The organism is Pseudomonas kairouanensis, from assembly GCF_004682055.1.
In the GTDB taxonomy this organism is placed as follows: domain Bacteria; phylum Pseudomonadota; class Gammaproteobacteria; order Pseudomonadales; family Pseudomonadaceae; genus Aquipseudomonas; species Aquipseudomonas kairouanensis.
This window is the reverse complement of the sequence record NZ_QUZU01000068.1, coordinates 1-21307: the sequence shown is the minus strand read 5'-3', so window position 1 is coordinate 21307 and position 21307 is coordinate 1. Positions and strand designations below refer to the sequence as shown.

The following is a 21307-nucleotide window of genomic DNA, read 5'->3' as shown; positions in this document are numbered from 1 at the left end:
TTTTGATCTGCATATGGCTTGGGGGCGGCGGGGGCTCTTGAGTGGATGTCACACTTTGTCCAAGTTATTCGGAGCCAGATGATTACGATTCTCTTTTGAGTCCAATCCTAAGGTCCACGCCCATGCTTCCTGCTTTTCGCTTCACACCCCTGGCGCTGTTGGTCGCTGGTAACTTCAATGCCTACGCCGACGAACCCGTAACCCTGGAACTCAACGATGTCGTGGTCACGGCAGCCGGTTATGCGCAAAGCGTTGAAGACGCACCGGCTTCGGTCACAGTTATTGATGGCGAAGAACTGCGCCGCAAGTCTTACCGCGACCTGGGGGATGCCGTGCGTGATGTGGAAGGTGTGACAGTCAACGGCGGCGCCAACGAAACCGACATCTCCATCCGCGGCATGCCGGCCGATTACACCCTGATCATGGTCGATGGCAAACGCCAGAGCGCGCGGGAGTCGCGGGTCAACGGCAACAGTGGCTACGAGCAGAGCTTCGTACCGCCGGCAGCCGCCATCGAACGCATTGAAGTGGTACGCGGGCCGATGTCTTCGCTGTACGGCTCGGACGCCATTGGCGGGGTGATCAACGTGATCACGCGCAAGGTTTCGCCCACCTGGGGCGGTTCCATTGGCTACGACTACTCGGCCCGCCAGCACAGCGACCAGGGCAACGCACGCCAGACCCAGTTCTACCTCAGCGGCCCACTCAAGGAGGACTTCCTCGGCTTGCAGGTGTGGGGCCGTTACCTGGACCGCCAGGCGGACGATGACATCGAGCAAACCAACGGCTTCAGCAAGGCCGACCATCGTGACCTCACCGCACGCCTGGCCTTCACCCCCACCGTCGACCACGACATCCTGCTGGAAGCCGGCGCCACCCGCCTGAAAAACGGCGACGGCACCAGCGCCAACTGGGCCACCCGCGAGCAGGAAAACAACCGCGATCACTGGTCGTTGTCCCATCAAGGTCGCTGGGGCTGGGCCACCTCCGACATCGCCCTGTCCCAGGAAACCTCCACCCGAGAAGGCAAGGCCACACCGGCGCAAACCGATATCTACGGGCGCAAACCCGAGATCAAGAACACCGTGTTCGACGCCAAGCTGGTGCTGCCCAGCGCCCATAACGTCAGTACCGTGGGTGTGCAGTGGAACAAAAGCGAACTCACCGACTGGAACCAGGGCCTGGGTGACCGCGTGGACTATAAGTTCTCGGTCGTACAAAAAGCCCTGTTTGCCGAGAACGAATGGTCGGTCACCGACACCTTTGCCCTCACCACCGGCTTGCGCCTGGATGAACACGAAGAGTACGGCGCCCACGTCAGCCCGCGTGTCTACGGCGTGTGGCGTGCCACGGATGAGTGGACGTTCAAAGGCGGTATCGCCCGTGGCTTCAAGGCCCCGGAACTGCGCGCCGTGGTCGAGGACTACGCCTACCTGCGCCGCAACCGCTTCGTGATGTTCGGCAACCCCGACCTTAAGCCCGAAACCAGCACCAACTATGAAGTCTCGGCACTGTGGAGCAACCGCGACAACCTGTCGGGCGGCGTGACGCTGTTCTACAACGACTTTCAGGACAAGCTCTCCACCGTCACCACCGACCGCATGTGGAACGGCTACACCATCATGGAGCGGGTCAACGTCGACAAGGCGATCATCCAGGGTGTCGAACTCAACGGCCAATGGGACATCAACGACAGCGTGCTGCTCAAGGCCAACTACACCTACACCGATTCGGAACAAAAAAGCGGTGCCAACAAGGGTGCACCGTTGGCACTCACACCCGAGCAAAAAGCCAATGTGCGCACCGAATGGACGATCAACGACCGCACCCAGGCCTGGGCGTCGCTGAGCTACTACGGCGAAGAAACCGGCAACACCATTACCACCGATGAACCTGCGCCGGGCTACACCACCGCCGACCTCGGTGGCTCGTTTGACGCGACCGACTCGCTCACCCTCAATGCCTCCCTCAATAACCTCACCGACAAGCGCCTGGATGATGAAACCTACGGCACCGTGAACTACGGTCGCACCCTGTGGATGGGCGCCACGCTCAACTTCTAAAGCGCTGCGGGCAAGCGCACCACCGCGCACAGGCCGGCCGGCGGGCGGTTCTCCAGCACCAACTCGCCGCCATGGGCCTGGATGCACGAGCGTGCAATCGCCAGGCCCAGCCCCACGCCACCGTCATTGGCGCTCCGTTGTACGAAGGGCTCGAACACCTTGGCCAGCCAGTCTTCGGGCAGGCCCTGGCCGTGGTCGAGAATCTCTACGCACAGCCAGCCGTCGTCCTGTCGGGCCAGGCTTATCTCGGTACTGCCGCCGTGGTGCAGAGCGTTGTCGATCAGGTTGGTCAACGCGCGTTTGAGTGCCAGTGGGCGGCAGGTCAACCTCAGTGGCGGCGCACCGTGCCAGGTGACGGGTTGCTGCAAGCGTTGATAACGCTTGGCCAGGTCATCCAGAAGCCCGCTCAGGGACAGCGTTGTGGTGGGCTCTTGCACGGCGTCATCGCGCACGAAGTTCAGGGTTTCGCGCACCATCGCACTCAGTTCGGCGAGGCTTTCGAGCATGTCATCGCGGCCTTCGCCGGGCTCCAGCAACTCCACTTGCAGGCGCAGTTCGGTGATGGGGGTATTCAAGTCATGGCTGACGGCCGCGAGCATTCGCGTACGGCCTTCGACATGCCGCGCCAGGTTGGCCTGCATGGTGTTGAAGGCGGCGGTGAGGTCGCGGGCTTCCTGGGGGCCGGTCTCTGGCAGCGGCGCGATCCATTCGCCACGGCTTACCCGCTCGGTGGCCTGGGCCAGGGTTTTCACCGGGCGCACCACGCGGGCGATAAAAAACATCACGATCAACAGCACCGGCAGGGTGGTGACCGGCAGGCTGTAGGCCAGGACGCGACCCCATTCGTAGGCGCCGGCGGGGTATTGCACAGCGTTCAAGAAGGTCCCGTCTGGCAGTTTTACGCTACTGCGCAGGCGCAACGGTGCCCAACCGGCGGGGCTGAACACATGGGTTCGGGCGTTTGCACCGCTGACGCGCTCCAACTGCATGCCGATACTGTCAGCGTTATCCAGTTGCAGTTGGTTGCGCAGTTCGTTGGCCAGGCGTTGTTCTTCCGGGCGCCGCTCAAAGGGCGCGACTTCCGGTGTGGGGGCAATCCAGAAACGTGTTTCACCGGTACTCATCGCAGCCAGCAGGTGTGCGGTTTCATCAGAGGGAAGGTCGATAGCGGTGTGATGGGCGATGCCCAGGCGTTCCAGGCTGAAGCTGCGGGACAACGGGTGGATAAGGCTGCCGGTGCGTTGCAAAAACAGCATGGCAATGGCGTTGGACGCCAACAACGCCAGCAGCAACAGCACGCTGAGTTGGCGTGCCAGCGTGCGCGGCCACAGCCGCTTCAGGGCGCGCATGGGCTGACATCGGCCGCCAGCAGGTAACCACCGCCCCAGATGGTGCGCAGCAGGTCCAGCGTGTCGTCACCCTGGGCCAGCTTGCGGCGCAGGCGGCTGACCTGGCGGTCGATGGCGCGGTCACTCACGTCGCTGTCGGCGGCGGCCGTCAGGTCAATCAGCCGTTCACGGGGCAGCAGGGTGTTGGGGTGTTCGAGGAACACTTGCAACAAGCGGCTTTCGGCTGTGCTGAGGGGAATGGCCTGACCGTCGTCACGCAGCAACAGGGCATTGGCTACGCTGAACTGCCAGTCGGCAAACCGGTAGGCACGCACGCCACTGCTGGGCGCGGCGGGCCCGGTGTTGCGGCCCTGACGGCGCAGCACACTGTTGATGCGCGCCACCAGTTCACGGGGTTCGAAAGGCTTGGTGACGTAATCGTCAGCCCCCAGGTCCAGCCCGCGAATGCGGTCGGCGGCGCTGTCGCGGGCGGTCAGCAAAATCACCGGCGTGTTGCTGCGCCGATGCAATTGGTTGCACAGCTCAAAGCCGTCGCCGTCCGGCAGCAGCACATCCAGCACCACCACGTCGAACGCCTGGGTCTTGAGCAATTGCCACATGCCCGCGGCGTCTTCGGCGGTGCGCACCTCAAAGGTGTGGCGGCGCAGATAGGTGGCCAGGGGCTCGCGGATTTTGCGGTGGTCATCCACCACCAGCACGCGCGGTGCGACAGTTGCTGCGGCAAACGGCATTGCAGCCCTCGAAAGGTTGAGCGGGAGAGGGTGGATATTACTACGAGTCATTATCATTAACGCGGTTTTTGTGGCTATTCGCCGGTATGCCGTTCCATCAGTGGAACGATCTGGGGCGATTTTGCCGTCTAGCGCTTAATTGTCATGGGATTTAAGGTGTATCCACTTTGGAGGATTACCATGAAAAAACTCATCGGCATCTACACCAGTCCCCGTGGCCATTGGGTCGGCGACGGTTTTCCGGTGCGCACGCTGTTTTCCTACGACAACCTGGGCAAACACATCAGTCCATTCTTGCTGCTGGACCACGCCGGCCCAGCCGATTTCACCCCCACCGAGCAACGTCGCGGTGTAGGTCAACACCCCCATCGCGGCTTTGAAACCGTGACCATCGTCTACGACGGCGAAGTCGAACACCGCGACTCTTCTGGCGGTGGCGGCATCATCGGCCCAGGCGATGTGCAATGGATGACCGCCGCCCGCGGCATCATCCACGAAGAGTTCCACTCCGAAGCCTTCGCCCGTAAAGGCGGTGCGCTGGAGATGGTGCAGCTGTGGGTCAACCTGCCGGCCAAGGACAAAATGGCCGATGCCGGTTACCAGACCATCGTCGACGGCGACATCCCGGTGCTGGCGCTGGCCAACGACGCCGGGCACCTGCGGCTGATTGCCGGTGAATTCGCTGGTGCACAAGGCCCGGCACGCACCTTTACCCCGATTGACCTGTGGGACTTGCGCCTCAACGCCGGCAAGCCAGCCACCTTGGACCTGCATGCCGGGCGCAACACCGCCCTGGTAATCCTGCGCGGCACGGTATTGGTCAATGGCGAGGAAGTGGCACGCCAAGGGCAATTGGTGTTGTTTGAACGCGATGGCAGCCAGATCAGCCTTGAGGCCAATGACGATGCCAAGGTGCTGTTGCTCAGTGGCGAACCGATTGATGAACCCATCGTGGGGCATGGGCCGTTTGTGATGAACACCGAGCGGGAGATTCATCAGGCGTTTGAGGACTTTCAGTCGGGGCGGTTTGGGCAGATGCAAGAATAACGGCCAATCGCAAAACCAATGTGGGAGCGGGCAAGCCCGCTCCCACATTTTGCTCTGCGCTATACCCGCCATCCCCATTTCATGCGATCTTCTGCGCATTCGCCCTGGAGTCGCCTGGATGCCGTCATTTATCTCCGAACACCCGATGCTCTGCGCCCTGGCGCTGATTTTCATCGATATCGCCGTCTGGCGCCTTATCTCGGTCAACCTCGCCAACTGGAAGCTCGCTGCGCGCCTGGTGATTTTTGCGGTGTTCAGCGCCGTGCTGTTCAACGATGGCATGAACCCCATGCTGGTGGCGCCTTACGCCGACAACACCGCCCTGCACATGGCCGCCACGGCATTGCAGATCGGTTGGTGGTTGTTCGCAGCGCGTACGCTGACGGTGTTGCTTGGTGCGTTGATGATGCAGCGGGTCGGGCACACCGGGCGGCTGTTGCAGGACTTGATGGGCGCGGTGATCTTCCTGATTGCAATCATCGCCGCCCTGGCCTATGTGCTCGACCTGCCCGTAAAGGGCGTACTCGCCACCTCTGGCGCGGTGGCGATCATTGTCGGTCTGGCATTGCAAAGCACCCTCAGCGATGTGTTTTCCGGGATCGTGCTCAACACCACCAAGCCTTACCAACTGGATGACTGGATCTCCATCGACGGCACCGAAGGCCGGGTCACGGATATCGACTGGCGCGCCACGCGCCTGCAAACCTCCCAAGGCAGCATGGCGGTGATTCCCAACTCCCTGGCGGCCAAGGCCAAGATCATCAACTTTTCGCGCCCGGCGGATATGTTCGGCCTGGCCGTCAGCCTGCAAGTGAGCCCCCATGCGCGCCCGCAAACGGTGATCGAGGCCCTGGAGCGGGCGATGCAGGGTTGCCGGCCGTTGCTGTCCACCCCGGCGCCCAGCGTGGCGTTCAAGACCTGCGCCAGCGGTGGTGTGGAATACGAAATCAGCGGCTTCGTCCCGGCCATGACCCTCAAGCGCGAAGTGCGCAACCAACTTTACGACCTGGCCTTTCGTCATCTGCAGGCGGCGGGTGTAAGCCTGTTGTCGGCCACCGAAAACAGCGCGCCACCGGCCATGAGCGCCGCCCGCGCCCTGCTGGAACGTTCGTCGATTTTCTCCACCCTGCGCCAGGATGAGAAAGAGACCTTCAGCCAGAACATGACCCTGCACACCTACCGCACCGGCGAGATGATCCTGCCGGCGGGGGAGGTCAGCGATCACTTGTTTATCGTCGAGACCGGTGTGGTTTCGGTGGGGCTGATCAAGGACGGGCACAAATTCGAAGCCGGGCGCATGGGGCCGGGCGAAGTGATTGGCGAGGCGGGCATCCTGTCCGACCAGGCCGCGCTGGCGGACTTTTCGGCCAAGACCTTTTGCACCCTGTACCGCATCGAAAAGGAATACCTCAAGCCTTGCCTGGACGCACGGCATGACATCGGCGAGGCGATGAAGGCGCTGCTGGACTTCCGCGTGCATGCGGCCCAGGCGCTGACTCAAGAGGCACCCGCCGTGCCGGTTAAAAAGGGCTTCCTGCAGTGGCTGCGCAAGCGCGGGCTGTAGACGGATTGGTCACCTGTTCTTAGCCAGAATTGGATATTTCTCCCGAGCGGTGCGGTGACTAACCTAGTCACCAATCCCCACCGTTCTGGAGTTATCCCATGCAAACCCGTACCGATTTCTACACCGCCTCCCCCGATGCCATGAAAGCCATGCTGGCCCTGGAAGCCGCCGTGGGCAAACTGTCCATCGAACTGCCGCTGCTGGAGCTGGTACGCCTGCGCGTCTCGCAGATCAACGGCTGCGCGTTCTGCCTGGACATGCACACCGCCGACGCCCGCAAGGGCGGTGAAACCGAGCGTCGTCTGTACACCGTGTCGGCCTGGCGTGAAACCCCGTTCTTCACCCCGCGTGAACGTGCCGCACTGGCCTGGGCCGAGAGCCTGACCCTGATCAGCCACACCCACGCCCCGGACGAAGACTACAACGCCCTGGCCGAGCAATTCAGCGCCCAGGAACAGATCGACCTGAGCGTAGCCATCGCCACCATCAACAGTTGGAACCGTCTGGCGGTGGGTTTCCGCAAGATGCCCAAGTAATCAGAAGTTGACCGAAGCACTCAGGCGTGCCGTCAGCGGCGCGCCCTGGAACAGATAGTCATCGCCCATGTATTCGCCCACGTCGCGCCAGTAGCGCTTGTCGAACAGGTTGTCGACGCTGAGGCGAAACACCGTTTCATAGCCGTCCACCCTGGTGGTGTAGCGGCTGCCCACGTTCACCACCGCGTAATCCCCCACCTCCACGTTGCCGGTACGGTCGGCGTACTTCTTGGCGCTGTATTGCACGCCGCCCAGCACCGCCAGCCCATTCACCCAGGGCAACGCATAATCGGCATACACACTGGCCCGCAGCTTAGGCACGTTGATCGCCTGGTGGCCTTCGTATTCCGGGGTGCCGCTGCCGGTGACCCGTGCGCGAATCGCTGCCACGCTGGTCGCGATCTGCAAGCGCTCGGTGGCCCAGCCATTGGCCGACAACTCCACACCGGTGTTCTTCTGCTCGCCCTGTTGCACGTAGATGAACGCGTCCGGGCCGTTCGGCTTGGCGTATTGATAAGCCTGGCGGGTTTGGAATACCGCGGCTGCGAAGCTGATGCGCCGCCAGTCGTATTTCACTCCGGCTTCAATTTGGCGTGAGGTCGTGGGGGCCAGGGTTTCACCGTCGTTGCTGGTGGTCCATGGGGCTTCACCGCCCAGGGACAAGCCCTTGCTGTAGCTGGTGTACAGCGACACGTTTTGCACCGGTTTGTAGATCAACGATGCCTGGGGCAGGAATTCGTAGGTTTGGGTGTGGCGTTCCTGATTGCCGTCTTTATCAAAGGCCTTTTCATCCAGGCGCACTTCGCGGCCACCGATGATGGTTTGCCATTGTTCGTTAAAACGGATGCGATCGGTGACGAACAGGCCGTACTGGCGGCTGTCGAGACGGCGGTGCTTGTCGTTCAGCGGCACGTCAGTAGGGGTAAAGGTGGGCGCATCGACATTGATGTTAGTGCTGCCGATGTATTCGTTGACCGACTTGCGCTTGTCCACTACGCGGCGAAAGGCGCTGGTGCCGAAGGTCAGTTCATGGCCCAGGCCTCCCGCCTCGAACAGCCCGGTCATGGCCGCCTGCACTTCGTCGTCGCGGCGGGTGTCGTCGGGGCTGCGGTAGTCGTAGACGTCGTAGTCGCCCGTAGGGCCGAAGGTGGCGGCCTCGCAGCCGGTCACGTAAAAGCAACCGTAGGCAAACGAGCTGTAGTCGTCGATCACCACCTTGCTGCGGGCGGCGCTCACGTTGCCTTTCCACTGGTCGCTGAAGCGGTACTCGAAGTTGCCGTTGAGGTTCAGCGAATCAATCCCCACCTGCTTGGAGCCGCTCTGGTGCCCCAGCAGTTTTTTCGGCGAGGCATCGTTGGGTACGTCGGTGCCGCCCAACAGCTGGTAGCCGGGCACCGAACGCTGTTGCTTGTTCTGGTATTCGGCATCCAGTTGCAGCACGGCGTCGGGGCTGATGTTCCAGTCGAAGGCCAGGGACAGGAAGTCGCGCTGGCCGTTGGCATGTTCTACATAGGAATGCAGATCCTCATGGGCGACGTTGGCGCGCAAGCCGAACTGCTGCTCGCTGCCAAACCAGCCGCCCACGTCGGCGGCCATGTAGCCAGTGCCCCGGTCATCGGTGGCTACCGTCACCGAGCGTACATCTTCCGGGCGCTTGGTCACGTAGTTGATCACGCCGCTGGGCTCGGAAATCCCGCTTTGCAAACCAGCCAGGCCCTTGAGCACTTCCACTTGCTGCTTGTTTTCCAGCGCCACGTTCTGCTCGCCGGTAATGGTGCGCCCGTTAATCTTGTAGCTGCTCGCCGCGTTCAGCGAGAAACCACGCACCACAAAGTTTTCGTAGTAGCCGATGGGCGCATAACTGTCGCCCACCGAGGCGTCGTTGCGCAGCACTTCACTGAGCAAGCGCGCTTGCTGGTCCTTGATCAGTGCGGCATTGAGCACCGTGATCGAGGCGGGCGTGTCCAGCAGTGGTGCTTCGCCAAAGCCTGCCACCGAAGCGGTGTCGCTGCGGTAGCCGGATTCATCCTGGCCCTGGACCTTGACCTCGGGCAGCACCAGCTCAGCCGCAAAGCTGTTGCCAATACCGCCGCTGAGCAGCAGGCCAAGGGCAACACGTGAAGTGACAACGGGACGAAAACGCAAAACCATGGGGGCAGGGCCTTAAAGCGCAGGGCGGGGGGCGCATAAGCTAGGCATAAGTGCGCACTTTTACAAGTTTTCGAGAATGATTCGCGGCTTGAGACAGCCCGTCTCAGCCTTCATGCCAATCCGGTTGCGCCTCGACAGCCAAGGCATAGACCTGCGATAGACAAGGCTTCCCTCATCGAATGCAGGAGATTGTCATGGCTATTGCTGGAAAAGTTGCGCTGGTCACCGGCGCCGGGCAAGGCATCGGCCGGGCCATTGCGTTGCGCCTGGCACAAGACGGCGCCGCTATCGCCCTGGTGGACATCAATGGCGCCAAGCTCGAAGCCGTGGCGGCCGAAGTGGTGGCCCTGGGGCGCAAGGCCTCGGTATTCATCGCCGATGTGTCCAAGCGCGAGCAGGTGGTAGCAGCGGTGGAACACGCCCACCAAACCCTGGGGGGCTTCGACATCATCGTCAACAACGCCGGGGTTGCGCAGATCGACTCGCTGCTGGACGTGAGCCCGGAGCAGGTTGAGCGTACTTTGGGCATCAACGTGCAGGGCGTGTTGTGGGGCATCCAGGCAGCCGGCAAGAAGTTCAAGGCGCTGAAACAGAAGGGCAAGATCATCAATGCCTGCTCCATCGCTGGCCATGAAGGCTTTGCGTTGCTCGGCGTGTACTCGGCTACCAAGTTCGCCGTGCGGGCGTTGACCCAGGCGGCGGCCAAGGAACTGGCCAGCGCCGGTATCACCGTGAACGCCTACTGCCCTGGCGTGGTCGGCACCGATATGTGGGTGGAAATTGACAAGCGCATGGCCGAGATTACCGGCGCTGAGGTGGGGGCGACGTACAAGAAGTATGTGGATGGCATTGCGTTGGGCCGGGCGGAAACGCCGGAGGATGTGGCGGGGTTGGTGTCATTCCTGGCTGGGCCGGATGCGGACTACATGACCGGGCAGGCGCCGCTGATCGATGGCGGTCTCGTCTACCGCTGAGATCTCAACTGTGAAATGCAACACCATGTGGGAGGAGGCTTGCTCCCGATAGCGGAGGATCAGATAACAACTCATTGCCTGACATACCGCTATCGGGAGCAAGCCCCCTCCCACATTTTTGATCCCACGGTGTCAGGTGGTTTTGTTGGGCATGTCGATGCCCAGTTGGTTGACCCGGCGATAGAGGGTTGCTCGGGAGATTCCCAGCGCCTGCGCGGTCGGCAAGGGCTTCCAGCGATGGCGAATTAACGCATCCAGCACCCTCTGTCGTTCCGGACTCACGCTCTGTTCAACCAACTCCTCAATCTGCTCCCCCCGCACCTCCACCGGCAAATCCGCCACCTGCACCGTGCCGCCTTCACACACTGCACACGCATACGCCAACACATGCCGCAGTTGCCGCACATTGCCCGGCCAGGCATACCCCAGCAGCAACGCCAGCGCGGCCTGGCCGATACCCACCGAGACCCCGCTGTTGCGTGTTTCCTGCTCCAGCAAACGATTGATCAACGCCAGCTTGTCGGTGCGCTCACGCAACGGCGGCAGGCAGAAGCGCGCACAGCCGAGGCGAAAGTACAGGTCTTCACGAAAGCGGCCTTCGCTCACCAATGCGGCCAAGTCGCGGTGGCTGGCGGCGATGATCTGGATGTTCACGCTGCGGGTTTTCGCTGAGCCCAACGGTGCTACTTCGCCCTCGGCCATCACCCGCAGCAAGCGAGTTTGCAAGCCCAGGGGCATGTCGCCGATTTCATCGAGGAACAAGGTGCCCCCATCCGCCTGCACCAGCAGCCCTGGCATGCCTTTGCTGGACGCGCCGGTAAACGCCCCGGCCACGTAGCCAAACAGCTCGCTCTCGATCAGGTTCTCAGGGATAGCTGCACAGTTCACCGCCACAAATGGGCCGGTGCGACGAGCGCTGCGTTCATGCAACTGGTGGGCGAACACTTCCTTGCCTGCGCCGGTTTCGCCTTGTACCAGCACCGGCAGGTTGCGGTCTTTGACCCGCACGGCCAGGCGCAGGTGTTCTTCCACGCGGGCATCCACCAAAGGGGTCAAAGCCGCCTGCGCCGGCTTGCGACGAGGTGCGTTGACCCGTACGTGCAGCGTTCCAGCTTCCCCCAGCCAATGCAGTTGCTGGGCGGATTGATCGGTGACGGCACGCAACGCATCCAGGTCGAACACTTCGCCGATATGCGCCGGTACCTGGCCAAAGCGCAGGCGCAGGGCCTGGCGTGCCTTGCTGTTCAACGCTTGCAGGCGTCCATCCTGGTCCCAGGCCAGCAGCAGGTCGGGCTGGCTATCGACGTAGCCCGGTGTGCTGTGGGCTTGCAGCACCCAATGCTGGCGGGCGCTGTGCATGAAGAAGGCGTTTTCGATGGCCTCGGCACTTTGCGCCACCATCTGGCGCACCAGGTGCTGGCTGCGCCGGTCATCCGGGGACTTGAGTGCGGAGGCGTCCATCACCCCCAGCAGGTTGCCCTGTGGGTCGAAGATCGGTGCGGCGGAGCAGGTCAGGCCGATGAACGCCGCACGAAAGTGATCACGCTTGTGTACGGTCACGGCGGCTTTGCTGGTGAGCACCGTGGCCACGCCGCAAGTGCCTTCTTCGGCTTCCGACCAGCAAGTGCCCAGGTACAACCCGGCCTTGCGGCAGTCGTTACGAATCGCGGTGTCCACCCGGTGGTCGATGGTCTGGCCCTGGGCGTCGGTAAGCATTACGCAGTAATCAGCCTGGCGCACGCGGTGGTGCAGTTGGCCGACAGCCTCGCTTGCGATGCGCATGAACAGTTCGGCGCGCTCGCGGCATTCCTTGAGCAAGGGTTCGGTGAGGATGCGCGGCCCCTGCAGGGAACCGGGGTCGAGGTGGTGTTGCTCCATGGAGCGTCGCCACGAGTCGAAGATCAGCGATGGCACCGGCGCCTGGGGCAGGCGATCGGCATTGCGGACCACGCGACTGACGCAGTCGACGTGCTCTCTGGAGTTCGCGGCGAGCATAAGGCCTCCGGTTCTCGATCTTTGTTGTTATGCCCGCCATTAAGCGCGCATGGGGCGCGCGGGACAAGTTCGGCCTGACCAACAGCCCGGCCTGAGACGCAGCGTCTCATTGTGGCTGAGACGCCGCCTGCGAGTTGCAATGGCCCGTCTCATTCTGTGCAGGGCAGGGCAGTGCGACAACTGCTCTGGGTCAAGGCTTTGCCAGGTTTTTTCAGGCCTTGGCACAGGCTGTGCTGAAGGCCTTGTAGCTGAACACCATCAGCCTTTTGTGCGTCGAGACAACCTGGAGAACAACAAGATGTCCACTCACCTGACCACCGATCAATTGCTGCATGCCTACACCGTGATGCGCACCATCCGTGATTTCGAAGAACGCCTGCATGTGGAATTCGCCACCGGCGAGATCCCTGGTTTCGTGCACCTCTATGCGGGCCAAGAGGCCAGCGCTGCGGGGGTGATGGCCCACCTCAACGATGAAGACTGCATCGCCTCCAACCACCGTGGCCACGGCCATTGCATCGCCAAGGGCGTGGATGTGTTCGGCATGATGGCCGAGATCTACGGCAAGAAGACTGGCGTGTGCGGCGGCAAGGGCGGTTCCATGCACATCGCCGACCAGGAGAAGGGCATGCTCGGTGCCAACGGCATTGTCGGTGCCGGAGCACCGCTGGCCGCAGGTGCCGCGCTGGCGTCAAAGCTCAAGGGCAGTCAGGGCGTGGCCGTGGCGTTTTTTGGCGACGGCGGCTCCAATGAGGGCGCGGTATTCGAAGCGATGAACCTGGCCGCGATCATGAAGCTGCCGTGCCTGTTCGTTGCCGAAAACAACGGCTATGCCGAGGCTACCGGCTCCGGTTGGTCGGTGGCCTGCAAGGACATCGCCGAGCGCGCCGTGGGCTTTGGCATGCCGGGGGTGATTGTCGACGGCAATGATTTCTTCGCCGTGCACCAGGCCCTGGGTGTGGCCGTTGAACGTGCGCGCAAAGGCGATGGCCCAACCTTGGTGGAAGTCAAACTGAGCCGCTTCTACGGCCACTTCGAGGGCGATGCCCAAACCTATCGCGGCCCCGATGAGGTGAAGAACCTGCGCGAAAGCGCCGACTGCCTGGCGCTGTTCCGCCAACGCTGCAACGCCGAAGGCTGGCTGGAGGCGGCGCAATTCGAACGCATCGACGGTGAAGTCGCGCAGCTGATCGAAGACGCCGTGCGCCGTGCCAAGTCCGATCCCAAGCCCCAGGCCGCTGACCTGCTCAGCGATGTCTACGTCGCCTACCCCTAATAACAACAATATCCGGAGAGAATCCTATGGCTCGCAAAATCAGCTACCAGCAGGCAATCAACGAAGCCCTGGCCCAGGAAATGCGCCGTGACCAGAGCGTGTTCATTATCGGCCAGGACGTGTCGGGCGGCACCGGTTCCCCTGGTGAGCAAGACGCTTGGGGCGGTGTACTCGGCGTGACCAAGGGCCTGTACCCGCAGTTTCCCGACCGCGTGCTGGACGCGCCGCTGTCCGAAGTCGGCTACGTCGGCATGGCTGTGGGCGCCGCTACCCGAGGCATGCGCCCGGTGTGCGAATTGATGTTCGTCGACTTTATCGGCTGCTGCCTCGACCAGTTGCTCAACCAGGCGGCCAAGTTCCGCTACATGTTCGGCGGCAAGACCACCACGCCCCTGGTGATCCGCGCCATGTACGGCGCCGGCTTGCGCGCCGCCGCCCAGCATTCGCAGATGCTCACCTCGATGTGGACCCACATTCCCGGCCTGAAGGTGGTGTGCCCGGCCACGCCCTACGACGCCAAGGGCATGCTGATCCAGGCGATCCGCGACAACGACCCAGTGATCTTCCTCGAACACAAGATGCTCTACAGCCTTCAAGGCGAGGTGCCCGAGGAGCTGTACACCGTGCCCTTCGGCGAAGCCAACTTTGTGCGTGAAGGCAAGGACGTGACCCTGGTGACCTACGGGCGCATGGTGCATATCGCCCTGGAAGCCGCCGCCAACCTGGCGCGCCAGGGCATTGACTGCGAGGTGCTGGACCTGCGCACCACCAGCCCTCTGGATGAAGACAGCATCCTGGAAAGCGTGGAGAAAACCGGACGCCTGGTGGTGATCGACGAGTCCAACCCGCGTTGCTCCATTGCCACTGACATCAGTGCGCTGGTGGCGCAACAGGCGTTTGCGTCCCTGCGCGCGCCGATCCAAATGGTCACCGCGCCCCATACGCCGGTGCCGTTCTCCGACGCGCTGGAAGACCTGTACATCCCCAACGCCGCGAAGATCGAGGCCGCGGTGCGCAAGATCGCCGACAAGAGGAATGCCGCATGATCCATACCCTGACCATGCCCAAGTGGGGGCTGTCGATGACCGAGGGCCGCATCGATATCTGGCTCAAGCAACCCGGCGACCGGGTGGAAAAGGGCGAGGAAGTGCTGGATGTGGAGACCGACAAAATCTCCAGCAGTGTGGAAGCGCCGTTCAGTGGCGTGCTACGCCGGGTGTTGGCGTTGAGTGATGAAACGTTGCCGGTGGGGGCGCTGCTGGGGATCGTCGTAGAAGGTGACGCCAGCGAGGCGGAAATCGATGCAGTGATCGACAGTTTCAACGCCGGTTTTGTCGCCAATACGGCCGAGGCTGAAGCCAGCGGCCCGAGTGCGCAGAAAGTCGAGATCGGCGGGCGCCTGCTGCGCTATCTCGACCTGGGCGAAGGCGGTACACCGCTGGTTTTGGTGCACGGCTTCGGTGGCGATTTGAACAACTGGCTGTTCAACCAACCGGCGCTGGCCGCCGAACGCCGGGTGATCGCCCTGGATTTACCGGGGCATGGCGAGTCGGGCAAGCAACTGCACAGCGGCGATGCCAAGGAACTGAGCCAAGCGGTGTTGGACCTGCTCTATCACCTGAAACTGGAGCGCGTGCACCTGGCCGGGCATTCCATGGGCGGGCTGGTGTCGCTGACAGTAGCCGACCAGGCCCCCGCACGCGTGGCCTCACTGACCCTGATTGCCAGCGCTGGCCTGGGGGCCGATATCAATGGTGATTACCTACAAGGCTTTGCGGAGGCCAACAACCGCAATGCGCTCAAGCCGCAGTTGACCCAACTGTTCAGCGACCCGGCGTTGGTAACGCGGCAGATGCTGGAGGACATGCTCAAGTTCAAGCGTTTGGAAGGGGTGGATCAGGCGTTGCGCCAGCTCAATACCGCGTTGTTTGAAGGTGGGCAGCAGAAGGTGGATGTGCGTCATGTGGTGGGGCGCCAGCCGAGCCTGGTGATCTGGGGCAGTGATGATGCAGTCATCCCGGTACGCCATGCGCAGGGGTTGGAGGCCCTGGTGGAGGTGCTGCCGGGGCAGGGGCATATGGTGCAGTTGGAGGCGGCGGAGCAGGTGAACCAACTGATGGCGACTTTCCTCAAATCCCAAGCCTGATGGAGATCCAAATGTGGGAGCGGGCTTGCTCGCGAAAGCGGTGGATCAGATACACATTCGTCGACTGACACACCGCTTTCGCGAGCAAGTCGAATCGTCGCACCGCCGCTCCCACATGTTTAACCGCGTTCTAACAGTGACGTTTCAGGGTTTCGCTCGGTAGCTCTTTGAACAGTGCCCGGTAACTGTTCGAAAACCGTCCCAAATGCCAGAACGACCAATTCATCGCCACCTCAGCCACCGTGGTATCGCTGGCCCCCAACAACTCCCGCCGCGCCCCATTCAGCCGGCGCAATCTCAACCACTGCGCCGGGCTCATCCCGGTGTAGGTCTTGAAGCCCTGTTGCAACTGGCGCAACGGCACACCGGCAATCTGCGCCAGCGCCAGCAGGTTGACCGTCTCGTCCGGCGCGTCCGCTGCCCATTCGCCAATGCGCGCCATCAACCGGCGTTCTTCACTGCGCTTTTGCAATGAGCTGTGGTCCAGGCCCACGCAAGCGTTGTCGAGGATAAACAGGCAGTCGTCCAGCAGTTGCTGGGTGAGGGCGACCGGGTCGATGGCCGTGGACAAGCGCGTCAGCGTGCCGCTGAGCCAGCGGGTGAACAGCGCGTTCTGCTGGCCGCTCAAGGGCGCCATGAACAGGCCTTCGAGTTTGGCCACGTCCAGCCCATGGCGCTGCACGAATTGCGGCCCGAACACCACGGCCACTTCGCGGTAGTTTTCCGGGGTGATCCAGGTGTTGCGGCTCTCGCCATTGAGCAGATACAGCGCGTTGTCGCTGCCATCGAAACAGAACGCCAGGGAGCCCGGTGGTGCATTGAAGTGCTGCTCGACGCGGGTGTTCATGCATTCTTCGTACACCTGCACGCCTTGCAGGTCGAGGTAGCGGATGTGCCCGGCGAAATGCCCCGGGGACATCTGCTGGTACTGCTGCACCCAGCCGGGTGTCGCACTGCATTGGGTGGCCACATCCCCGGTGGTAAAGGCCTGTACGCGCAAGGCGGTTGCCTGTGTCATGGAATACCCGTGCGCACTCTAATGGTGCGTTGTGCTGCGTGCAAAGTGGATAGATGCCGTTACACGGCCGGCCCAAGATAGACCTCAATGCGCCGGCAATACAAGCCGGGCACCCATGACGAGGTCCTTATGAACGCCCCCTTCGATCAGCTGTCCGCCTGGCTGAAAGAACACAAGATTACCGAAGTCGAATGCGTGATCAGTGATTTGACTGGCATCGCCCGCGGCAAGATTGCACCCACCAACAAGTTCCTGCATGAGCGAGGCATGCGCCTGCCGGAAAGTGTGCTGCTGCAAACGGTGACTGGGGACTTTGTCGACGACGACATCTACTACGACCTGCTGGACCCGGCCGATATCGACATGGTGTGCCGCCCGGTGGCCAACGCCACCTATGTGGTGCCGTGGGCCATCGAGCCTACGGCGATCGTGATCCACGACACCTTCGATAAACAGGGCAACCCTATCGAGCTGTCGCCGCGCAATGTGCTCAAGAAGGTCTTGCAGCTCTACACCGACCAGGGCTGGCAGCCGATTGTCGCGCCGGAAATGGAGTTCTACCTGACCCAGCGCTGCGAAGACCCGGACCTGCCGCTCAAAACCCCAGTGGGCCGCTCTGGCCGCGCTGAGACTGGCCGCCAATCGTTCTCCATCGATGCCGCCAACGAATTCGACCCCTTGTTCGAAGACGTCTACGACTGGTGCGAAGCCCAGGGCCTGGACCTTGATACGCTGATCCACGAAGACGGCCCGGCACAGATGGAAATCAACTTCCGCCACGGCGACGCCCTGGACCTGGCCGACCAGATCACCGTGTTCAAGCGCACCCTGCGCGAGGCTGCGCTCAAGCACAACGTGGCCGCCACCTTCATGGCCAAGCCGGTGGCCGACGAGCCGGGCAGCGCCATGCACCTGCACCAGAGCGTGGTGGACATCGCCACTGGCAAGCCGGTATTCGTCGATGCCGACGGCAAGATGAGCCCGTTGTTTCTCCACCATATCGGCGGCCTGCAGAAGTACATCCCCATGCTGCTGCCGATGTTCGCACCCAATGTGAACTCGTTCCGCCGCTTCCTGCCGGACACCTCGGCCCCGGTCAACGTGGAGTGGGGTGAAGAAAACCGCACCGTCGGGCTGCGCGTGCCCACCTCCAGCCCCGACGCGATGCGCGTGGAAAACCGCCTGCCGGGCGCCGATGCCAATCCATACCTGGCGATTGCCGCTAGTCTGCTGTGTGGTTACCTGGGAATGGTCGAGCAGATCGAACCCAGTGCACCGGTGCAAGGCCGCGCCTATGAGCGGCGCAACCTGCGCTTGCCCATCACCATCGAGGACGCCCTGGCGCGGATGGAAGCGTGCGACACAGTCAAGCAGTACCTGGGCGACAAGTTCGTGCGCGGCTACGTCGCGGTCAAGCGCGCCGAGCATGAGAATTTCAAGCGTGTGATCAGTTCCTGGGAGCGTGAGTTCCTGCTGTTGAGCGTTTAAAAATCCATAAAAGGGGTGTCGATATGCGTCTTGCGAACAAGCTTCTCCCGCTGGCCCTGGTAGCCGCATTCAGTAGCGTCAGCCAGGCAGCGCCGACGGTGAGCATCTACAACTGGACCGACTATATCGGCGAAACCACCTTGGCAGACTTCCAGGCCAAGACGGGGATCAAGCCGATCTATGACGTGTTCGACTCCAACGAAACCCTGGAGGGCAAGTTGCTCGCCGGGCGCACCGGCTATGACGTGGTGGTGCCGTCCAATCACTTCCTGGCGCGCCAGGTGAAAGCCGGTGCGTTCCTCAAGTTCGACCGTTCGCAACTGCCCAACTTCAAGAACCTCGACCCCAAGCTGCTTGCACTGCTGGAGAAGAACGACCCCGGCAATGCGCACTCGGTACCTTACCTGTGGGGCACCAACGGCATCGGCTACAACGTTGACAAGGTCAAGCAGGTGCTGGGCATCGACCATATCGACTCGTGGGCGGTGCTGTTCGAGCCAGAGAACATCAAGAAGCTCAACCAGTGCGGCGTGGCCTTCCTCGACTCGGCGGACGAGCTGTTCCCGGCGATCCTCAACTACATGGGCAAGGACCCGCGCAGCGAGAACCCCGAGGACTACAAACAGGCCGAGGCCAAGCTGTTGACGCTGCGCCCGTACATCACCTATTTCCATTCGTCCAAGTACATCTCGGACCTGGCCAACGGTGATATCTGCGTGGCCTTCGGTTATTCGGGCGACGTGTTCCAGGCGGCCAACCGCGCCAAGGAAGCCAAGAACGGTGTAAATATCGCCTACTCGATTCCCAAGGAAGGCTCCAACCTGTGGTTCGACCTGCTGGCCATTCCGGCCGATGCCAGCAACCCCAAACAAGCCCATGCATTCATCAACTACCTGCTGGACCCCGAGGTGATCGCCAAGGTCAGCGCCTCGGTGGGTTATGCCAATGCCAACCCAGCGGCCAAGGCCTTTATGGACCCTGAGCTGGTGAACAACCCCGAGGTGTACCCGCCCCAGGAGGTGCTCGACAAACTCTATATTTCCACCACGCCCACACCGGCGACCATGCGCCTGATGACCCGCGCCTGGAGCAAAGTGAAGACCAACAAATGATGCAGTCCAGCGACCACGCCCGGTCTTACTACCGCGCTTCGGCGAATGCCATGACCCAACGGCCGGCGTTGGGCGGTGACCTGAGCGTCGACGTGTGTGTGATCGGCGGTGGTTTTACCGGCGTCAACACCGCCATCGAACTGGCCCAGCGCGGGCTCTCGGTGGTCCTGCTGGAGGCCCGCCGTATCGGTTGGGGCGCCAGCGGGCGCAACGGCGGGCAATTGATTCGCGGCATCGGCCACGACGTGTCGGGGTTTGCCAAGTACGTGGGCGAGGAGGGCGTGCGCTACCTGGAGCAGGCCGGGGTCGAATCGGTGGCGTTGGTGGGTGAGCGTATCCGCAACCACGGCATCGACTGCGACCTGCGCTGGGGTTTTTGCGAGCTGGCCAATACCCCGGCGCAGTTCGCCGCGTTCCAAGGCGAGCAGCAACACCTGGCGGCCATGGGGTATGCCCATGAAACCCGCCTGGTGGGGCCGCAGGACCTGCCGCAGGTAGTGGGCTCGACGGTGTATGCCGGTGGCCTGGTGGACATGGGCTCCGGGCACCTGCACCCGCTGAACCTGGTGCTGGGGGAGGCGCAGGTGGCTGAGTCCCTGGGTGTGCGGATTTTCGAGCACACTGAAGTTCTGGAACTGATTCACGGCGACACGGTGCAGGTGCGCTGCGCCAGCGGCTCGGTGCGCGCAGCCAGCCTGGTACTGGCTTGCAATGCGCACCTTGAAGAACTGGAGCCGCGCCTGAGCGGCAAGGTGTTGCCGGCGGGCAGCTATATCATCGCCACCGAGCCGTTGTCGGTGGCATTGGCGAATGAATTGATCCCCAAGAACCTGGCGCTGTGCGACCAGAAAGTCGGCCTGGATTACTACCGGTTGTCCGCCGACCGGCGCCTGCTGTTCGGCGGCGCCTGCCATTACTCCGGGCGTGATCCGGTGGATATCGCCGCGTATATGCAGCCGAAAATGCTCAAGGTGTTCCCGCAATTGGCCAATACCGCCATTGAGTTCCAATGGGGCGGCAAGATCGGTATCACCGCCAATCGGTTTCCCCAGGTGGGGCGCTTGAAGCAGTACCCGAATGTGTTTTACGCCCAGGGCTATTCCGGGCATGGGCTGAACGTGACCCATTGGTGCGCACGCCTGTTGGCTGAGGGCATTCATGCTGGCGCAAGCCAGGGCTTGGATATTTTCAGCCAGGTGCCCCACATGACGTTTCCAGGCGGCAAGGCCTTGCGTTCCCCGCTGCTGGCGTTGGGGATGTTGTGGTATCGGTTGCGGGAAATGATGCATTGATGGGCCATGCATGGCAGGCTGGGCGACGTTTTCCTACGACTTCTGGAGATTCAACGTGCCAACAGCATCCGCAGTAATCGAAATCCCGGTATCCGCTGACAAGGTCTGGGAACTGGTCGGCGGTTTCAACGACCTGCCCAAATGGCTGCCGTTGATCGTCAAGAGCGAGCCAGGCGAGGGCGGCCGCGTGCGTCATCTGCAAGCCGCCGACGGTGCCGTCATTGTCGAGCGCTTGCAGAGCTTTGATAACGTTGGGCGTACCTACAGCTACACCATCGAAGAGTCGCCGTTTCCGGTGAGCGCCTACCTGGCGACGCTGCAGGTTGAGGCGTTGACCGATTCGTCGGCGAAGGTGACTTGGTCTGGCGTGTTCACCCCGGTGCCGGGTGTGACGGAGGCGGCGGTGGAAGAGTTGTTTGCGGGTGTTTACAACGGTGGGGTTGAGGCGCTGCGGGCTAACTTCTAACCCAATCCACCAGGCAATGCAGGTCTAATGTGGGAGCGGGCTTGCTCGCGAATGCGGTGGGTCAGTCAACCTATCTGTTGCTGACAGACCGCATTCGCG

Annotated in this window: 17 protein-coding genes; 12 read left to right on the top strand and 5 right to left on the bottom strand. The window is 62.2% G+C overall.

Features of this window, described 5'->3' with window-relative positions; all coding sequences use genetic code 11:
- The first annotated feature begins 122 nt into the window (after nucleotides 1–122).
- Nucleotides 123–2063: a TonB-dependent receptor domain-containing protein gene (locus tag DYL59_RS29650; RefSeq protein WP_135292348.1), complete on the top strand. Its 1941-nt coding sequence runs from the start codon at nucleotides 123–125 to the stop codon at nucleotides 2061–2063.
- Here DYL59_RS29650 and DYL59_RS29645 read toward each other — a convergent pair.
- On the bottom strand, nucleotides 2060–3379 hold the full coding sequence (locus tag DYL59_RS29645) for an ATP-binding protein (RefSeq protein ID WP_167496735.1): 1320 nt from the start codon (nucleotides 3377–3379) through the stop codon (nucleotides 2060–2062). The genes DYL59_RS29650 and DYL59_RS29645 overlap by 4 nt on opposite strands.
- 20 nt (nucleotides 3380–3399) lie before the next feature.
- Nucleotides 3400–4143: a response regulator transcription factor gene (locus DYL59_RS29640; protein ID WP_135292346.1), complete on the bottom strand. Its 744-nt coding sequence runs from the start codon at nucleotides 4141–4143 to the stop codon at nucleotides 3400–3402.
- 180 nt (nucleotides 4144–4323) lie between these two features.
- Between DYL59_RS29640 and DYL59_RS29635 the strand changes: the two genes are divergently transcribed.
- The 3 genes from DYL59_RS29635 (at nucleotide 4324) to DYL59_RS29625 (ending at nucleotide 7290) form a co-directional block, all read left to right on the top strand.
- Nucleotides 4324–5190, top strand: coding sequence for a pirin family protein (locus DYL59_RS29635; RefSeq protein WP_135292345.1), 867 nt, complete (start codon nucleotides 4324–4326; stop codon nucleotides 5188–5190).
- A gap of 118 nt (nucleotides 5191–5308) precedes the next feature.
- A complete protein-coding gene (locus DYL59_RS29630) occupies nucleotides 5309–6754 on the top strand; it encodes a mechanosensitive ion channel domain-containing protein (protein ID WP_135292344.1) in 1446 nt (481 codons plus the stop codon).
- A 98-nt stretch (nucleotides 6755–6852) separates the two neighbouring features.
- Nucleotides 6853–7290: a carboxymuconolactone decarboxylase family protein gene (locus DYL59_RS29625; protein WP_135292343.1), complete on the top strand. Its 438-nt coding sequence runs from the start codon at nucleotides 6853–6855 to the stop codon at nucleotides 7288–7290.
- Here the strand turns inward: DYL59_RS29625 and DYL59_RS29620 are convergent, their stop codons facing one another.
- On the bottom strand, nucleotides 7291–9441 hold the full coding sequence (locus DYL59_RS29620; protein WP_135292342.1) for a TonB-dependent siderophore receptor: 2151 nt from the start codon (nucleotides 9439–9441) through the stop codon (nucleotides 7291–7293).
- A gap of 194 nt (nucleotides 9442–9635) precedes the next feature.
- On the opposite strand from DYL59_RS29620, the gene DYL59_RS29615 reads away from it, so the two are divergent.
- On the top strand, nucleotides 9636–10415 hold the full coding sequence (locus tag DYL59_RS29615; protein ID WP_135292341.1) for an acetoin reductase: 780 nt from the start codon (nucleotides 9636–9638) through the stop codon (nucleotides 10413–10415).
- A 132-nt stretch (nucleotides 10416–10547) separates the two neighbouring features.
- Here DYL59_RS29615 and DYL59_RS29610 read toward each other — a convergent pair whose 3' ends face one another.
- Complete coding sequence (locus tag DYL59_RS29610) at nucleotides 10548–12410, bottom strand: sigma-54-dependent Fis family transcriptional regulator (RefSeq protein WP_135292340.1); 1863 nt, start codon at nucleotides 12408–12410, stop codon at nucleotides 10548–10550.
- 298 nt (nucleotides 12411–12708) lie between these two features.
- On the opposite strand from DYL59_RS29610, the gene DYL59_RS29605 reads away from it, so the two are divergent.
- The 3 genes from DYL59_RS29605 to DYL59_RS29595 are packed head-to-tail and all read left to right on the top strand — an operon-like array spanning nucleotide 12709 to nucleotide 15832.
- Nucleotides 12709–13686, top strand: a complete 978-nt coding sequence (locus tag DYL59_RS29605) for a thiamine pyrophosphate-dependent dehydrogenase E1 component subunit alpha (protein WP_135292339.1) — start codon at nucleotides 12709–12711, stop codon at nucleotides 13684–13686.
- A 26-nt stretch (nucleotides 13687–13712) separates the two neighbouring features.
- Nucleotides 13713–14732, top strand: a complete 1020-nt coding sequence (locus tag DYL59_RS29600) for an alpha-ketoacid dehydrogenase subunit beta (protein WP_135292338.1) — start codon at nucleotides 13713–13715, stop codon at nucleotides 14730–14732.
- Nucleotides 14729–15832 carry an acetoin dehydrogenase dihydrolipoyllysine-residue acetyltransferase subunit gene (locus DYL59_RS29595; RefSeq protein WP_135292337.1) on the top strand — a complete coding sequence of 368 codons (1104 nt, stop codon included), beginning with the start codon at nucleotides 14729–14731 and terminating at the stop codon, nucleotides 15830–15832. Before DYL59_RS29600 ends, DYL59_RS29595 begins: the two co-directional genes overlap by 4 nt.
- A gap of 130 nt (nucleotides 15833–15962) precedes the next feature.
- Here the strand turns inward: DYL59_RS29595 and DYL59_RS29590 are convergent, their stop codons facing one another.
- The gene (locus tag DYL59_RS29590; RefSeq protein ID WP_135292336.1) at nucleotides 15963–16850 is read right to left on the bottom strand and encodes a helix-turn-helix domain-containing protein; all 888 of its coding nucleotides are present in this window, start codon (nucleotides 16848–16850) and stop codon (nucleotides 15963–15965) included.
- Between the two features lie 129 nt (nucleotides 16851–16979).
- Between DYL59_RS29590 and DYL59_RS29585 the strand changes: the two genes are divergently transcribed.
- The 4 genes from DYL59_RS29585 to DYL59_RS29570 are packed head-to-tail and all read left to right on the top strand — an operon-like array spanning nucleotide 16980 to nucleotide 21208.
- Entirely contained in the window at nucleotides 16980–18338 is a 1359-nt protein-coding gene (locus DYL59_RS29585) for a glutamine synthetase family protein (RefSeq protein ID WP_135292335.1), read from the top strand.
- Between the two features lie 23 nt (nucleotides 18339–18361).
- On the top strand, nucleotides 18362–19450 hold the full coding sequence (locus DYL59_RS29580; RefSeq protein WP_135292334.1) for a polyamine ABC transporter substrate-binding protein: 1089 nt from the start codon (nucleotides 18362–18364) through the stop codon (nucleotides 19448–19450).
- Nucleotides 19447–20742 carry an NAD(P)/FAD-dependent oxidoreductase gene (locus DYL59_RS29575; protein ID WP_135292333.1) on the top strand — a complete coding sequence of 432 codons (1296 nt, stop codon included), beginning with the start codon at nucleotides 19447–19449 and terminating at the stop codon, nucleotides 20740–20742. Before DYL59_RS29580 ends, DYL59_RS29575 begins: the two co-directional genes overlap by 4 nt.
- A 55-nt stretch (nucleotides 20743–20797) precedes the next feature.
- Nucleotides 20798–21208, top strand: coding sequence for an SRPBCC family protein (locus DYL59_RS29570; RefSeq protein ID WP_135292332.1), 411 nt, complete (start codon nucleotides 20798–20800; stop codon nucleotides 21206–21208).
- Nucleotides 21209–21307 lie beyond the last annotated feature (99 nt).

Bases quoted from the DNA above. Each gene is read 5' to 3' on its own strand.
- DYL59_RS29650 (WP_135292348.1), top strand. From the start codon at position 123: ATGCTTCCTGCTTTTCGCTTCACACCCCTGGCGCTGTTGGTCGCTGGT.
- DYL59_RS29640 (WP_135292346.1), bottom strand. From the start codon at position 4,143: ATGCCGTTTGCCGCAGCAACTGTCGCACCGCGCGTGCTGGTGGTGGAT.
- DYL59_RS29635 (WP_135292345.1), top strand. From the start codon at position 4,324: ATGAAAAAACTCATCGGCATCTACACCAGTCCCCGTGGCCATTGGGTC.
- DYL59_RS29630 (WP_135292344.1), top strand. From the start codon at position 5,309: ATGCCGTCATTTATCTCCGAACACCCGATGCTCTGCGCCCTGGCGCTG.
- DYL59_RS29625 (WP_135292343.1), top strand. From the start codon at position 6,853: ATGCAAACCCGTACCGATTTCTACACCGCCTCCCCCGATGCCATGAAA.
- DYL59_RS29620 (WP_135292342.1), bottom strand. From the start codon at position 9,441: ATGGTTTTGCGTTTTCGTCCCGTTGTCACTTCACGTGTTGCCCTTGGC.
- DYL59_RS29615 (WP_135292341.1), top strand. From the start codon at position 9,636: ATGGCTATTGCTGGAAAAGTTGCGCTGGTCACCGGCGCCGGGCAAGGC.
- DYL59_RS29610 (WP_135292340.1), bottom strand. From the start codon at position 12,410: ATGCTCGCCGCGAACTCCAGAGAGCACGTCGACTGCGTCAGTCGCGTG.
- DYL59_RS29605 (WP_135292339.1), top strand. From the start codon at position 12,709: ATGTCCACTCACCTGACCACCGATCAATTGCTGCATGCCTACACCGTG.
- DYL59_RS29600 (WP_135292338.1), top strand. From the start codon at position 13,713: ATGGCTCGCAAAATCAGCTACCAGCAGGCAATCAACGAAGCCCTGGCC.
- DYL59_RS29595 (WP_135292337.1), top strand. From the start codon at position 14,729: ATGATCCATACCCTGACCATGCCCAAGTGGGGGCTGTCGATGACCGAG.
- DYL59_RS29590 (WP_135292336.1), bottom strand. From the start codon at position 16,850: ATGACACAGGCAACCGCCTTGCGCGTACAGGCCTTTACCACCGGGGAT.
- DYL59_RS29585 (WP_135292335.1), top strand. From the start codon at position 16,980: ATGAACGCCCCCTTCGATCAGCTGTCCGCCTGGCTGAAAGAACACAAG.
- DYL59_RS29580 (WP_135292334.1), top strand. From the start codon at position 18,362: ATGCGTCTTGCGAACAAGCTTCTCCCGCTGGCCCTGGTAGCCGCATTC.
- DYL59_RS29575 (WP_135292333.1), top strand. From the start codon at position 19,447: ATGATGCAGTCCAGCGACCACGCCCGGTCTTACTACCGCGCTTCGGCG.